At 73.0% G+C, this 13,401-nt stretch carries 15 protein-coding genes; 9 read left to right on the top strand and 6 right to left on the bottom strand.

All coding sequences use genetic code 11. The features are described from left to right. Positions 1-26: 26 nt before the first annotated feature. The 5 genes from Cus16_RS12405 to Cus16_RS16730 all read left to right on the top strand — a co-directional run bounded on the left by Cus16_RS12405 (position 27) and on the right by Cus16_RS16730 (position 4,068). A complete protein-coding gene (locus Cus16_RS12405; RefSeq protein WP_069712962.1) occupies positions 27-368 on the top strand; it encodes a hypothetical protein in 342 nt (113 codons plus the stop codon). Then, positions 365-2,263, top strand: a complete 1,899-nt coding sequence (locus Cus16_RS12400; protein WP_069712961.1) for an alpha/beta hydrolase — start codon at positions 365-367, stop codon at positions 2,261-2,263. Before Cus16_RS12405 ends, Cus16_RS12400 begins: the two co-directional genes overlap by 4 nt. Next, complete coding sequence (locus Cus16_RS12395; RefSeq protein ID WP_069712960.1) at positions 2,260-2,844, top strand: hypothetical protein; 585 nt, start codon at positions 2,260-2,262, stop codon at positions 2,842-2,844. The genes Cus16_RS12400 and Cus16_RS12395 overlap by 4 nt, the downstream gene beginning before the upstream one ends. Positions 2,845-3,055: 211 nt before the next feature. Next, a complete protein-coding gene (locus tag Cus16_RS16735) occupies positions 3,056-3,475 on the top strand; it encodes a hypothetical protein (RefSeq protein ID WP_189319593.1) in 420 nt (139 codons plus the stop codon). An 80-nt stretch (positions 3,476-3,555) separates the two neighbouring features. Beyond that, positions 3,556-4,068 (top strand): hypothetical protein, encoded by a 513-nt coding sequence (locus Cus16_RS16730; RefSeq protein ID WP_069712958.1) that lies wholly within the window; start codon positions 3,556-3,558, stop codon positions 4,066-4,068. A 95-nt stretch (positions 4,069-4,163) separates the two neighbouring features. On the opposite strand, the gene Cus16_RS12380 is transcribed toward Cus16_RS16730, so the two are convergent. The 3 genes from Cus16_RS12380 to Cus16_RS12370 are packed head-to-tail and all read right to left on the bottom strand — an operon-like array spanning position 4,164 to position 7,524. Then, a complete protein-coding gene (locus tag Cus16_RS12380) occupies positions 4,164-5,321 on the bottom strand; it encodes a Gfo/Idh/MocA family protein (RefSeq protein ID WP_069712957.1) in 1,158 nt (385 codons plus the stop codon). Further along, complete coding sequence (locus tag Cus16_RS12375) at positions 5,318-6,160, bottom strand: sugar phosphate isomerase/epimerase family protein (protein ID WP_189319592.1); 843 nt, start codon at positions 6,158-6,160, stop codon at positions 5,318-5,320. The genes Cus16_RS12380 and Cus16_RS12375 overlap by 4 nt, the downstream gene beginning before the upstream one ends. Then, positions 6,157-7,524, bottom strand: a complete 1,368-nt coding sequence (locus Cus16_RS12370; protein ID WP_069712956.1) for an MFS transporter — start codon at positions 7,522-7,524, stop codon at positions 6,157-6,159. The genes Cus16_RS12375 and Cus16_RS12370 overlap by 4 nt, the downstream gene beginning before the upstream one ends. A gap of 213 nt (positions 7,525-7,737) precedes the next feature. On the opposite strand from Cus16_RS12370, the gene Cus16_RS12365 reads away from it, so the two are divergent. The 4 genes from Cus16_RS12365 to Cus16_RS12350 all read left to right on the top strand — a co-directional run bounded on the left by Cus16_RS12365 (position 7,738) and on the right by Cus16_RS12350 (position 10,431). Then, positions 7,738-8,043 carry a putative quinol monooxygenase gene (locus Cus16_RS12365; protein ID WP_069712955.1) on the top strand — a complete coding sequence of 102 codons (306 nt, stop codon included), beginning with the start codon at positions 7,738-7,740 and terminating at the stop codon, positions 8,041-8,043. Between the two features lie 71 nt (positions 8,044-8,114). Further along, entirely contained in the window at positions 8,115-8,900 is a 786-nt protein-coding gene (locus Cus16_RS12360) for a LamB/YcsF family protein (protein ID WP_069712954.1), read from the top strand. Further along, entirely contained in the window at positions 8,897-9,550 is a 654-nt protein-coding gene (locus tag Cus16_RS12355; protein ID WP_069712953.1) for a 5-oxoprolinase subunit B family protein, read from the top strand. The genes Cus16_RS12360 and Cus16_RS12355 overlap by 4 nt, the downstream gene beginning before the upstream one ends. Continuing rightward, on the top strand, positions 9,547-10,431 hold the full coding sequence (locus tag Cus16_RS12350; RefSeq protein ID WP_069712952.1) for a biotin-dependent carboxyltransferase family protein: 885 nt from the start codon (positions 9,547-9,549) through the stop codon (positions 10,429-10,431). The genes Cus16_RS12355 and Cus16_RS12350 overlap by 4 nt, the downstream gene beginning before the upstream one ends. A 73-nt stretch (positions 10,432-10,504) precedes the next feature. Here Cus16_RS12350 and Cus16_RS12345 read toward each other — a convergent pair whose 3' ends face one another. Genes Cus16_RS12345 through Cus16_RS12335 form a run of 3 tightly spaced genes read right to left on the bottom strand, consistent with a single transcriptional unit; the run spans position 10,505 to position 13,360 of the window. Next, positions 10,505-11,572: a DUF2891 family protein gene (locus tag Cus16_RS12345; RefSeq protein WP_069712951.1), complete on the bottom strand. Its 1,068-nt coding sequence runs from the start codon at positions 11,570-11,572 to the stop codon at positions 10,505-10,507. Further along, positions 11,559-12,662 (bottom strand): DUF979 domain-containing protein, encoded by a 1,104-nt coding sequence (locus Cus16_RS12340; RefSeq protein ID WP_069712950.1) that lies wholly within the window; start codon positions 12,660-12,662, stop codon positions 11,559-11,561. The genes Cus16_RS12345 and Cus16_RS12340 overlap by 14 nt, the downstream gene beginning before the upstream one ends. Then, entirely contained in the window at positions 12,659-13,360 is a 702-nt protein-coding gene (locus Cus16_RS12335) for a DUF969 domain-containing protein (protein WP_069712949.1), read from the bottom strand. Before Cus16_RS12335 ends, Cus16_RS12340 begins: the two co-directional genes overlap by 4 nt. Between the last annotated feature and the right edge of the window lie 41 nt (positions 13,361-13,401).

Below are 13,401 nucleotides of genomic sequence, written 5' to 3'. Positions count from 1 at the left end.
GCCTGCTGCAGGACCGAGGGGGGCTGATGGCGCAGGTGATGGCACAGGGGTGGAACGTCGACATCGCGGGAGCGAAGGCGATCGTCGAACGTGCGGTGGACGCCGCCTCGTCGATGCGGACGGCGGCGATCGACGTCGACGCGGCGCTGCACGCCGTCGTCGATTCGCTGGAGGGGACCGCGTCGGCTCGGGCTGCGCAGGCGTTCCGCGCCGCGCGACGCGACGACGCGCCCGCCGCGGTCCGAGCGGTCGTGGGAGCCGTGGAGGCCGCGACCGGGGCAGCGGACGCCTTCGCGGTGGCGGACGTCGAGATGGCCGCTGCGACCACCACCGCAGCGGGGGCCACCACCGGAGCCCTGACCCGATGACCCCGGCCCTGATCGACGAGTCGGCGTTGCCGCACGTCCGTCCGACCCCGGGTGCCGTGTCCGACGGAGCCGTCGCACTCCGGAGCGCGACGGAAGCCGTGCGGTCGGCGGCCCGCGACGCCGTTGCCGCGTGGGCCGGCATCGGGTCGGCCCTCAGCGCCCCCGGTGCGACGGACGCACTCCCGCGGGCGATGGACGACGCGGGAGCGACGGCGGACGGACTGGCCTCCGCAGGTGGCGCGGTCGCTGCGGCGCTCGAGGCGTTCGCGGACGAGGTCTCCACGGTGCGGCGACGCCGGCGCGCCCTGCTCGCCGACGTCGAGGAACTCCGCGCACGCGTCACCGCTTCCGACTCGGACGACGTGGTCCCGGACGAGTACCGCGCCGACAACGACGACCTCCACGGCCGCGCACGTCGCCTGCACACGCGGTGGGACCAGGCGCAGGAGGACCTCTCGCGGGCCGTCCGCACACAGGTCGGCGGGTCGTTCCTCCTTCCCGGACCGGACGGCGGAACGTTCGCCCCGCCGTTGCTCGTGGTCGACCTGGCCGGCGTCGCACGGGGGTTCGACGACGCGCTCCGGCTCCCGATGCTCGCGGAGCTCGCCGCCGACGGGCCGGGTGCTCTGGAGCGTTGGGCGGCCGAACACCCGGACGACGCGCGGCGCCTGCTCGACGAGCCGCCGGCGGCCCGGTCCGTGCGGCGCTGGTGGTCCGCCCTCGACGGCGACGAGCAGACGGCCCTGGTCACCGGGCTGTCGGCCGTGATCGGCAACCTGAACGGCGTGCGCTACGCCGACCGTGGTCGGGCCAACCGGCACACGCTCGAGGTCGAGTTGCCGAAGGCGCAGGCGGCACGGGAGGCCTTCCTCGCGCGGTTCCGCGCCGGGGAGCCGCTGCTCGCCTCGGAGGTCGACGAGTACGAGCGCGTCCTCGAGCGCGCGCGGGCACTCGAAGCACTCGACAGGACGCTCGCGGCATCGACGGCCGCGATCCCGCGATCGATCGTCGCGTTGGCACTCGGTGACCCGCCCCTGGCAGCCGTGGCGGTCGGAGACATGGACACTGCCTCGAACATCACCGTCGACGTCCCCGGGATGGGCAACTCCGTCGCCGACAGCATGGAGGCGTGGACCGAAGGCGCTGCGAACCTGCGCGGGGAACAGCGGACGGCGGCCGCGCTCCTGGGAGCCGATCGAGACGTCGCGACGGTCGCCTGGATGGGGTACGACACCCCCGACATGCCGCCCAGCACGGAGGTCCTGGGTTCAGCCAAGGCCGTCGACGGAGCTGCACGGCTGAGGGGCTTCATCGACGGCGCTTCCCGCACCCGGGGCTGGGCCGGCGGAGCGCACGTGTCGGTGGTCGCGCACTCCTACGGCACCACCACCGCCACGCTCGCCGTCGCGCGGATCCCGGTGGCCAACCTCACGCTGCTCGCCTCCGCGGGGATCGATGCACGCGTGCCGGACGTGCACGCGGTCGATGTACCGCCCGACCACGTCTGGGCCTCCCAGTCGAAGCTGGACACCGTCGCCAACGTCGGACGCGGCCTCGTCCAGCTCCCGGGGCCCGGTGCTGGAGGCGATCAACCGCTGGACACCGGGAACCCGTTCACCACGAACCGAAGGACGGTCGGAGTCCTCCCGAGCTCCCACCGGCTGAACCCCGGCGACCCGAGTTGGGGCGCGCGGACCTTCTCGTCGAACGACGAGGTCGTCGGAGGCAGGCGGTACCCCGGGTCGAGTGGTCACTCCGCGACTCCGGCAGCAGAGGATGCGCTCAGTGGGGAGCACGGGGAGGATGTCGGGTACCTCGATCGCGGGACGTCCTCGTTGCGGAACACGTCCTACACGTCACTCGGGTACACCCCGAGTGGAAGGAAGATCCCATGATCCAGACCCGCTCGCGCCTCGTCCTGGGGGCGATCCTCGCGATGTCGACGATCCTGCTGCCCGGCTGCTCGGCCGCGGCACCCGAGAAGGAGACGACCATGTCACCCTCGAACCAGTCCGACGCTCGCGCAGCGTGGGACGAGGCCGACGCCCTCGCCGAAGCAACCCAGGCGAAGGTCGCCGGGGACTGGGTCGCCTCCGACTCAGCTGCTGAACGGTGCGGTACCGGCGGAGTCCGATGGGGAGCGACAAGGATCGGCCCGGGCACCTCCGGCTCCGACCGGGCCGACGTCGTCGCGGCGATCGATGCGCTGTGGACGGAACGCGGGTACGACGCCGCCGAGGAAGCCATGTCGGGCGACGCACCAGGAGTCAGACTCCGCCACCCCTCGGCGGGCACCCTGCAGAACGGCTTCTTCATCGAGTTCCGGACGACCGCCCACGCGTCCAGCCTGCAGCTGCAGACCCCGTGCACGCCAGGGGACGCGGCTGCGCTGAACGCCGAGCGGTACGCGGAGCGCCACACGAAGACGCCGCCGGACGTCCCTGATCCGGCACCGACGGAGGGCGCAGGATCGTGAGTGACGGACCGTCCTGACGATGCGCCAGGCGGGGAGCCCGCCGCTCCACGAAGCCAGGAGGCCTCTGTACCACAGCCTCCGCGTCGCCGTCGCCGTCCTGGCGCTCGGTCTCGCCCTCAGCAGCTGCTCGACCCGATCGCCTCAGGAGGCAGGGATGTCACACGGTCCATCCGATTCCGCGGAACGGGTGTGGGACGCGACGAACGAGCGGATGGAGACGACACAGGCGCTCGTCGAGGGCCCGTGGCTCGCGTACGACACCGCCGCTCGCCGGTGTGGCTCGACCGGGGCACAGTGGCTGGTGAGTCGCATCGGCCCGGGTTCCGACCCAGGTTCACGGACGCGTCTGCTCGCGGCCGTCGAGGAACGGTGGTCCGGCTTCGGCTGGTCTGCGGTCCGCTCCGCCATCGGCGGCGATGCGCCGGGCGACCGGCTGCGCTACCCGAGCGCGGGGAGCACGAAGGACGGGTTCTTCGTCGAGCTCACCACGAACGCCCACGCGACCACGATCACCGTGCAGACGCCCTGCGCCGCTGGTGACGTGGCTGCGCTCAACGCCGAGGCGTACGCGGAGCGCCACACGACGACGCCGCCGGACGTCCCTGGAGCGACGGACGGGGACGAGCCGTGACGGTCCGGCGAGCGCAGACCCTGCGCGCAGCCCTGGCGACCGCCGGGATCGTCGCACTGACAGCGTGTTCGTCTACGCCGGTGCAGGAGAAGACCGTCGCGTCCGACACCGATCAGGACGCTGCGGAGAAGGTCTGGCGGACGATGAACGCCGAGGTCGAATCGTCGCAGGACGTCGTCGGGTCGGGGTGGCTCGCGTCGGACACGGCTGCGCGTGCATGCGGGACTCGTGGGGTGCAGTGGGTGATCAATCGCTACGGCCCGGCGACGACCGGGGCGGAGCGGACGAGGGTGCTCGACGACCTGGAACGTCGCTGGACAGCGCTCGGATGGCAGCCCGTGCGTGCCGCCATCACCGGTGACGCGCCGGGTCAGCGCCTGCGCTACCCGGCAACGCGGTCGCTCGACGACGGGTTCTTCGTCGAGTTCGGGACCACCGAGCACGGGTCGACGCTGCAACTACAGACGCCGTGCACGCCGGGCGACATCACCGCGCTCAACACCGAGAAGTACGCGGAGCGCCACACGAACACACCGCCGGACGTCCCCGGGGCGACCGCGTCCTCGACGCCCTCGGATGGCGCCGGCTCCTGATCGGACTCAGGGCAGGGACGCGCGGGACCGGCCACACGACGGACGGGAGGCCCGGTGCCAGCCGGCACCGAGCCTCCCGTCCGTCACCCGGTCACCTACACCGCGGCGGACGCACCCTCCAGGGTCGCGGCGAGCGGGTCGAAGTCCTCGGGCAGCGACGCGATCGGCGCGACCGTCGACTCGACGGGCACGAACGCACGGCGCTCGACCGACTCCTCGACCGCGACCATCGTGTCGAGCACGTGGTAGCCGACCTCGCCCGTGGCGATGTGCGAGCCGCCCCCGCGGATCGACCGCGCCATGTCGAGGATGCCGAGCCCACGGCCGACCGTGGGCTCCTCGTCGGACAGCGTCTCCCACTCCTGCTCGAACGGGAACGACACGTCCGCACCCAGCGGTCGGGCGATCCGGATCGGGTGCCCGCCGCCGAAGGTGTTCGGGTCCGGGAGCACGATGGTGCCCTCGGTGCCGTTCACCTCGAAGACGCCGTGCCGGAACAGCGGGGTGTCGAACGACAGCAGCGACTGGGCGTTGCCGCCCTGCTCGAAGGACGTCAGGACGGAGAGGTGCGTGGGCACCTCGACCGGGAACTCCTGACCGGCGTTCGGGCCCACCACGAGCTGGCGGGTGTCGCGGGACCTCGTGCCCGTCGCGACCACCGACTCGACGGGGCCGAGCAGGTGCACGAGCGCCGTGAAGTAGTACGGGCCCATGTCGAACAGCGGCCCGGCACCCTTCGCGTAGAGGAAGGACGCGTTCGGGTGGAACACGTCGGGCCCCTGCCACTGGAAGCTCGTGACGGCGGTCAGGGGCGTGCCGATCGCGCCGGCCTCGATCGCGCGCTTGGCGGTCTGCCAGCCGGTGCCGAGCACGGTGTCGGGCGCGATGCCGAGCTTGAGACCGAGTTCGTCGGCGAGGGCCACCAGGCCGGCCGCGCCGGCACGGTCGACACCGATCGGCTTCTCGCTCCACACGTGCTTGCCGGCACGGAGTGCGGCCGTCGAGACCTCGACGTGGGTGGCGGGCAACGTGAGGTTGACGACGATCTCGACGTCGGGGTCGGTGAGGACCTCGTCACCGGTGCCGGAGGCCGCGACGCCCCACTTCGCGGCCGATGCTGCGGCACGCTCCGTGTCGATGTCGCCGATCCGGACGACCTCGACGTCGGGGAACGTGGTGAGGTTCGTCAGGTACTGCTCGCTGATCATGCCGGCACCGATGAAGCCGACGCCGACGCGGCCGGTGCGGGTCATGCGGACACCTCGGTCGCGGCCGTCTCGTCCGACCCGGCGAGGGTTGCGCGCAGCCACCGGTAGGACTGCTCGACGCCGTCGAAGACGTCGCCGTCGAAGCCGTCGAACTCGATGACGGCGTACTCGAGGGCCGGGGCCGCGGCGAGCGCCTCGGCCAGGCGGACGTCACCCTGGCCGGCCGGGGTCTGGTCGGCCGGCACCTGCGCGGTGGAGATGCCGTCGCGCATCGGGCCGTCCTTGACGTGCACGGCGACGATGCGGTCCCCGAGCTCCTGGACGAACGCGACCACGTCGATGCCGGCGGCGGTCGCCCAGTACAGGTCGAGCTCGAGCACGACGCGGGGGTCGAGCAGCTCGGCGAGCACCTGCAGCGCGGGCTTGCCGTCGATGTGCGGGCGGAGCTCGTGGTCGTGGTTGTGGTAGCCGACGCGCATGCCGTGGGCGGCGGCTTCCTCCGCAGCGGCGTTCAGGCGAGCGGCGACGCGTTCGACGCCCTCACGGGTGGTCCAGGCGGCGGGTCCGACGAACGGGTCGATGACGATCTCGATGCCGAGTACCTGCGCCGCGGCGAAGGTGTCGGCGTGCGACGGCGCGGTCATCACGGTGCCGTCCGGCAGCGGGACGGACTCCTCGACCAGGAAGGCGTGACCGGTCTTCGCGCTGATGCCGTGCGCGTCGAAGGCCTGCTTCAGCTGCGGGGCCCGGTCGACGAAGGCGAACGCCTCGACGGTGTCGAAGCCGATCGCGGCGAGCCGGGCGACGCCGGCGTCGAGGTCGGGCTCCAGCGCGGCGTTGACCGTGTAGAGCTGCAGGGAGACGGTGGGGCGCACGGGGGTCACCGGACCTTCTTGATCGGGAGGATGACGAGCGCACCGAGGAGCACGGCGACGCCGGCACCCCAGAGCATGAGGGTGTAGTTCTGGCCGCCGCCGATGCCGAGCAGGAACAGGCCGACCGCCGGGGCGAGCGACTGCGGCAGGGCGTTCGCGATGTTGATGACGCCGAGGTCCTTGCCGGGACGCTCCGGGTCGGGCAGCACGTCGACGACGAGCGCGGTGTCGATGGCGGCGTAGATGCCGTACGCGAACCCGAGGACGATCTCGGCGAAGTAGAACCCGCCGACGGTGTCGATGTGGGCGAGGATCACGAGGCCGACCGCGGTGAGGGCCGTCGAGCCCCAGACGAACACCTTGCGGCGGCGCACGCGGTCCGAGACCCAGCCGGAGACGGCGGCGCTGACGAGCAGGGCGACCGTGTACAGCAGCACACCGAACGCGACGGTCGCCGTTGCCTCCTGCAGGCTCTCGATGCCCAGGTGCTCCTGCATGTAGAGGAGTCGGTACGTCGTGAACATGAACGTGCCGAAGGTGATGAGGAAGCGGCCCCACCAGGCGAGCCCGAAGTCGGGGTTCTTGATCGGGTTCGTCCAGAACGAGGCGATGAGGGTGAGCCAGTTGAAGGGCTTGGTGGTCGACGGCAGGTCGTCGCGGGCGACGAACGCGTAGACCAGGATCACGACGATCGCCAGGACGCCCGGGGCGATGAAGAGGACCGGCAGGTTCCCGACCAGGTACACGGCCAGGTAGAGGCCGGCGAGGATGGCGGTGTTCTGCGCGAGGGCGATGACGCTCGACGCCTTGCCGCGCTGGAACTCGGGCACGTTGTCGGCGAAGCTCGCCGTCAGCGTCGCGAGGACCGCGTTCGCGGCGACCTGGGCGAGGACCCACGCGAGCGTGAGCTGCAGGACGTCCGGCGAGAACGCCAGCCAGGCGAGGGCGACGACGAAGACGACGACGCCGGCGACCATCCAGGGCCGGCGGCGGCCCCAGCGGGTGCGGGTGCGGTCGGAGAGCGCCCCGGCGAGGGGGTTCGCGAGCAGTGCGCCGAGGGCGCCGAACGGCAGGACCGAGCCGACGATCGTCTCGGGGCTGTCCGGGTTGAGCTGCGTCGCCTTGATCGACATGCTCACGAAGACCGGGGTGAGCAGTGCGGCGAACAGGCCGAACTGGGCGAGGCTGAGCGCCCACAGGTAGCCGGCACCGACGCGCATGGTGCTGACCGACTGGGTGAGGCCCTCGACCGAGAACGCACGCGATGCGGCGGCGGGGTCGGAGCTCGTCGCTCCGGCGGCGGCCGTGACCGGCGGGTTCGCGGTACCGGCGAGACCGGACTGCGGTTCTTCCTTCGACGTCGGTGTCGACATGACTCCTCCTCGAGTCATCGGGGGCGGGGGCCCTCTGAATACCTAGCGGTGCTAGGTGAAGAGGACGGTAGCACGCAAAACCTTCCTTCGGAAGCTTTTTGTCGCACCGGTCTCGGACGAGGGCGGCGGGAGCGGCTCGGAACACGGACGGGTGCCCGGCGGTTGGCTCGACGGGTGGCCGAGGTGCGGCCGCCGCAGACGAAAGGTGCACCCGTGACCCAGACGGTCTTCCTCGAGGTCCAGTTCCGCGACGACGTCGACCAGGACGCCATCGACGCGGCGGTCCGCGAGACCCTCGCGCAGACGGCCGGCTTCCCCGGCAACGAGTCGCTCGAGGTGCTCGTCGACGACGCCGACGAGCACCGTGCCGTGGTGCTCGAACGGTGGACGACGGCCGGCGACCACGACGCGTACGTCGCCTGGCGTGCGACCCCCGAGGGCGCGGCGAACGCCCTCGCCGCGGTGCTCGCCGGCCCGCCCGTCACCAGGACGTTCGGCCGCACGCTCGACCTCGGCTGACCCGACGGGGTGACACCGTCTCGGGCGCTCGGTAGATTGTTGAACAACCACCCGACGACGCAGGAGCGCCCGTGACGACGATCGACCTCAACAGCGACCTCGGCGAGGGCTACGGCGCCTGGACCGCCGGTGACGACCGGGCGGTGCTCGACCTCGTGACGAGCGCGAACATCGCCTGCGGTGCGCACGCCGGCGACCCGACGATCATGCTCGCCACCGCCCGGGCCGCCGTCGCAGGCGGTGTCGCCGTCGGTGCCCACGTCGGGTACCGCGACCTGGTCGGGTTCGGTCGACGGCCGGTGCACGTGTCCACGGACGAGCTCCACGCCGACGTCGTGCACCAGCTCGGCGCGATGGCGGCCGCGGCGACGGTGGCCGGCGGCCGCGTCACCTACGTCAAGCCCCACGGGGCGCTCTACAACACGGCGTGCGCGGACCCGGTCCAGGCAGAGGCCGTCGTCCGCGCCGTGGCCGACGTCGACCCGTCGCTCGCCGTCCTCGCGCTCCCCGGGTCCGAGCTCCTCGCGGCGGCCGCCCGGCACGGCCTGCGCGCGGTCGCCGAGGCGTTCGCCGACCGCGCCTACGAACCCGACGGCTCGCTCGTGGCGCGCAGCCGTCCCGGCGCGGTGCTGCACGACCCGGACGAGGTTGCCGCACGCGTGCTGCGGATGGTGACCGACGGCACCGCGACCGCCGTCGACGGGTCCGAGGTCCGGGTCGACGCCGAGTCGGTGTGCGTGCACGGGGACTCCCCCGGTGCCGTCGCCATGGCCCGGGCGATCCGCACGCTCCTGACGGCCGAGGGCGTCGCCCTCTCGCCGTTCGCGCCCTCCGCCGCCGGAGCGACGACACCGTGACCGAGCCCGGCTCCGCGCACGCACCCGACGTCAGGGCCGCCGGGCGCAGCGCGGTCCTCGTCACCTTCGCGTCCCTCGAGCAGGTCGTGGCGTTCCGCGGCGGGCTCGGACCGGACCTCGAGGGCGTCCTGCCCGGCGTGCACGAGGTCGTCTCGGGCGCACGGACCCTCCTCCTCCGCTTCGACCCGGCACGGACCGACCCCGCACGACTGCGGAGTGCGCTCGACCGGGTCGTCCCGGTGCCACCGGCCCCGGGCACGGACGACGTCACCCTGGTCGTGCCGGTCCGGTACGACGGCGAGGACCTCGACGAGCTCGCCGCGACGGTCGGCATGTCCCGCGACGCCCTCGTCGAGTGGCACACGGGGCAGGTGTGGACGAGTGCCTTCTGCGGGTTCGCCCCCGGCTTCAGCTACTGCACGGGTACGGAGCCCTCGCTCGGGGTCCCGCGGCGGAGCACCGCCCGGACCTCGGTACCGGCCGGCTCGGTCGCCCTGGCGGGCGAGTTCAGTGCCGTCTACCCGCGGAGTTCGCCGGGCGGCTGGCAGCTCGTCGGCCGGACCGACGTCGCGATGTGGTCGCTCGACCGCGACCCGCCGGCGCTGGCCCCGGCGGGGACGCGCCTGCGCTACGTCGCGGTGGCACCGTGACCGCGCTCACGGTGCTCGAGGTCGGCTTCGCGGCGAGCACACAGGACCTCGGACGCCCCGGGTTCAGCGAGGCCGGCCTCGGCGCGGCCGGTGCCGCCGACCGCGGGGCCGCGGCCCTCGCCAACCGCATGGTCGGCAACCGTCCCTCCGCGGCCGTCCTGGAGGCCCTGCTCGGCTCCGTCACGCTCCGCGCGGACGGACACGTGGTCGCCGCCCTGACCGGCGCACCCGGTCCGGTCACCGTCGAGCGGGCCGACGGCCGGGTCCACGGCGCCGCGACCCGCGAGGTCCTGCTCCTCGGTCCCGGTGACGTGCTCCGGGTCGGCCTGGCCGTGTCGGGCCTCCGCACGTACCTCGCCGTGCGCGGGGGGCTCGCCGTCGAGCCCGTCCTCGGGAGCCGGTCGTGGGACTCGCTCGCGAGACTCGGTCCTGCGCCGGTCCGGCCCGACGACGTCCTGCCGGTGGGTGCGGACGCGGACGGGTGGCCGCTCGTCGACGCCGTCGCGCCGCCCGCGGCCCCGCCGGCCTGCACGCCGGTCGTGCTCGACGTGGTCACCGGTCCGCGCGACGACTGGTTCCGCCCGGACTGGCGGCGGACCCTGACCGCGCAGACGTGGACCACCCGACCGGACAGCGACCGGGTCGGGGTCCGCACCACGGCACCCGAGGCACTCGTCCGCCGGCTCGACGGCGAGCTGCCGAGCGAGGGCGTCGAGACCGGATCGCTGCAGGTACCGCCGGAGGGGCACCCGGTGCTGTTCCTCGCCGATCACCCGGTCACCGGCGGCTACCCGGTCGTCGCGGTCCTGACGGCGGCGTCGGTCGACCGCGCGGCGCAGCTGCGCCCCGGTGACCCGCTGCGCTTCCGGCTGGTCGGCTGACGGCGTCGTACCCGCCGGCGGCGCACGGCCCGTGGGTACGGGCACGCCCGTCGCACGCACACGGGTCGACGGGTCAGCGCGCGGCGCCCTCCCGCGCCTCCATGGCGTCCCACGCGAAGCTGGCGAGCCAGTGCGTCGAGTAGTACTCCTCGCCGACTGCTGCCTCGAGTCCGGAGGACAGCAGCTCGTCGACCGCCGCGTCGAGCAACCCGGCGACCGGGACGTCGTCACCGTCGGTCCGCAGTGCGGCGACGATGCGCACCGCGCTCCCGGCACGCGACAGGTCCAGGCCGTACAGGTGCACCTGCTGCGCGTCCGAGGGGTCACAGACGACGGTCGGTCGGAGCACCTGGGCACCGGCGTCGACCGTGGCGAGGAAGTCGGGAGCCCAGGCGCGGTACTCCTCCGGCGACAGGACGGCGGCCATCAGGTCCGCCTCGGCGAGCCCGGCGGACAAGAAGTCGTGCCCGCTCCGCTCCCACGCGAACGGCCAGCCGGCGTCGCCACCGAACCACGTGCGCGCCGTGCGCCCGACGGTCGCGACGAGCTCCGGGCGGTCGAGCACCCGCGCGGCGTCGTGCACGAGCAGCAGACCGAACGCCGAGTTGCTGTGCACGCCGTGGCGCACCGGGTGGGCGGCCGAGGCGGTCCAGTCGGTGACGAGGTCCGCGATCGTGTCGACGACCGGGACGAACCCCGGGGCGAGCGCCCGCACCTCGGGCACCTCGGACACGGTGACCTCGGCGGCGAGCCGGAGCAACCAGGCCCAGCCGTACGGCCGCTCGAAGTGCGGGGCAGCGCGCAGGTACGCCGCCTCCGTCGCCAGGTGGTCGGCGCGCAGGTGGTCCTGCAGGACGGCGGTCAGCGCCGCCTGCTGCTCCGTCGGCAGACCGTGGGCGAGCAGTCGTGCCGCCAGCCAGTGCATGTGCACGGACGAGTGCCAGTCGTACGACGTGGCGAACGCCGGGTGGAGTTCCACCGGCAGCGCCCGGTCGTCCGGTCCGGACGTCGCGTGGTGCGCGGCGTACGGGTACTCGCGGGTGGTGTTGTCGAGGGCGACGGCCGCGAACCGTCCGGCCCAGGCCGCCCGGAGGAGGTCGGGGCGGTCGAGGTCGGGGCGGTGGTTCTCAGAAGGCGACAAGGTACATGATCCCGGTGTTGACGGCGAGCAGGACGACGGCGGTCGGCAGCTGTGCCTTGATGGGCCCGTACTTGTCCCGCATCTCGAGGAGCGCCGCCGGTACGAGGTTGAAGTTGGCCGCCATCGGGGTGACGAGCGTGCCGCAGAAGCCGGCGAGCATGCCGATGGCGAAGATCGCCGCCGGGTTGCCGTCGAACTGCTGCACGAGCACGGGCCACCCGATCGCGGCGGTCATGATGGGGAACGCCGCGAACGCGTTGCCCATGATCACGGTGAACACCGCGGTGCCGACGCAGTACAGCACCACGGCGGCGAGCAGTGACCCGTCCGGCAGCACGGCCTTCGTGATCGTGCCGACCGCAGCGCCGACACCGGCCTGGGTGAAGACGATGCCGAGCGTGGAGAGCATCTGCGGCAGGAGCGCCGCCCACCCGATGGCCTGCAGGAGCCGACCGCCCTCGCGCACCGGGGTGGCGACGCTCGGCGGACGGAGGACGAGGACGGCGACCACGACGGCGAGCACCGAGCCGAGGCCGAGCCCCGTCAGCGTGGCGCTGCCCTCGGCGAGGAGCGGTCGTCCGCCGATCCGCACGAGGGGCCCGAGCGTGGCGACCAGGACCGCGACGACCGGGACGACGAGTGCCGGCACGAACAGCCGGTTCCCGAAGCGTCGGGCCGACGCCGCACGCTCCTCGGCGCTCGTCGTGGCCAGGACACTCGTGGCGCCTCGGCCGCGTGCACCCGTGGCGACCGCTGCACCGGACACCCGGTCGACCACCCCGGTCGGGTCCGCCGGACCGGTCGGGGCGCCGGTGCCGGCACCGGGGACGGCTGCCACGCGGGTCCGACTCGTGGTGCCCGTGAGCCCTGCGCCGGCCAGCGCCACCATGACGAGCACCGCGATCCCGAGCACCCAGGCCGGCACGGCGCCCGAGACGACGAACGTGCCGACGGGGAACGAGATGCCGAGGATGCCCCAGAACGCCGCGTTGCCGATCCGCTTGGCGTGCCCGGTGTCGCTCGCGATGAGCACGGCGACGACGACGAAGAACGCGCCGATGAGCCAGTAGAGCCACTCGCTGGTGATCACGCTGCCACCCCCTGGGTCTGCGGCTGCACGTCGGCGGCCATCCGGTCGAGTCGTCGGTCGAGGAGCAACAGGCGGAAGCCGTGCACGACCAGGGCCGCGATGCCGGTCGGGATCGCCCAGAGCGCCAGGTCGATCGGTTCGAGCGACAACCCGTAGGTGGTGTCGACGAAGGTCGTGATGAGGAGGATCGAGCCGACCGCGACGAAGACGTCCTCGCCGAAGAACACCCCGACCGTGTCGGACGACGCCGAGAAGCCCTTGATCTTCTCGCGCATCCGCTCGTCGATGCGCCCGTAGCGCTTCACGGCGGCACCCTCGGCCATCGGGTGCACCAGCGGACGGACCGTCTGGGCGGGACCGCCGATGCTCGTGAGCCCGACGGCGGCGGTCACCTGGCGGACCGCGAGGTACCCGGCCAGGATCCGCCCGGTCGTGAGCCGGTCGAGCTTGGCGATCAGGCGCTTCGCCTGGTCCTGCAGCCCGTACCGCTCGACGAGCCCGATGACGGGCAGGACCAGGGCGAACGTGGTGACGCTCCGGCTCGACGCGAAGCCGTTGCCGAAGGCGTCGAGGATGCCCACCGGGTCGATGCCGCCGATCGCCGCGGTGACGATGCCCGCCACGGTGACCACGAGCAGCGCGTTGACGCGGAGGGCGAAGCCGACGATCACGACGGCGACACCGATGAGGACGAACATGCGGGACAGTCTGGCCAGCATTGTTCAACAATCGCAAGGGG

Origin of the sequence: Curtobacterium sp. ER1/6, from assembly GCF_001742745.1 — a bacterium.
GTDB lineage: Bacteria > Actinomycetota > Actinomycetes > Actinomycetales > Microbacteriaceae > Curtobacterium > Curtobacterium citri.
The sequence above is the reverse complement of the archived record's forward strand: the minus strand, read 5'-3'. Positions and strand labels throughout refer to the sequence as shown.

Excerpts from the sequence above, each read along its gene's own strand:
- Cus16_RS12405 (WP_069712962.1), top strand. The coding sequence starts at position 27 with ATGGCGCAGGTGATGGCACAGGGGTGGAACGTCGACATCGCGGGAGCG.
- Cus16_RS12400 (WP_069712961.1), top strand. The coding sequence starts at position 365 with ATGACCCCGGCCCTGATCGACGAGTCGGCGTTGCCGCACGTCCGTCCG.
- Cus16_RS12395 (WP_069712960.1), top strand. The coding sequence starts at position 2,260 with ATGATCCAGACCCGCTCGCGCCTCGTCCTGGGGGCGATCCTCGCGATG.
- Cus16_RS16735 (WP_189319593.1), top strand. The coding sequence starts at position 3,056 with ATGGAGACGACACAGGCGCTCGTCGAGGGCCCGTGGCTCGCGTACGAC.
- Cus16_RS12380 (WP_069712957.1), bottom strand. The coding sequence starts at position 5,321 with ATGACCCGCACCGGCCGCGTCGGCGTCGGCTTCATCGGTGCCGGCATG.
- Cus16_RS12370 (WP_069712956.1), bottom strand. The coding sequence starts at position 7,524 with ATGTCGACACCGACGTCGAAGGAAGAACCGCAGTCCGGTCTCGCCGGT.
- Cus16_RS12335 (WP_069712949.1), bottom strand. The coding sequence starts at position 13,360 with ATGTTCGTCCTCATCGGTGTCGCCGTCGTGATCGTCGGCTTCGCCCTC.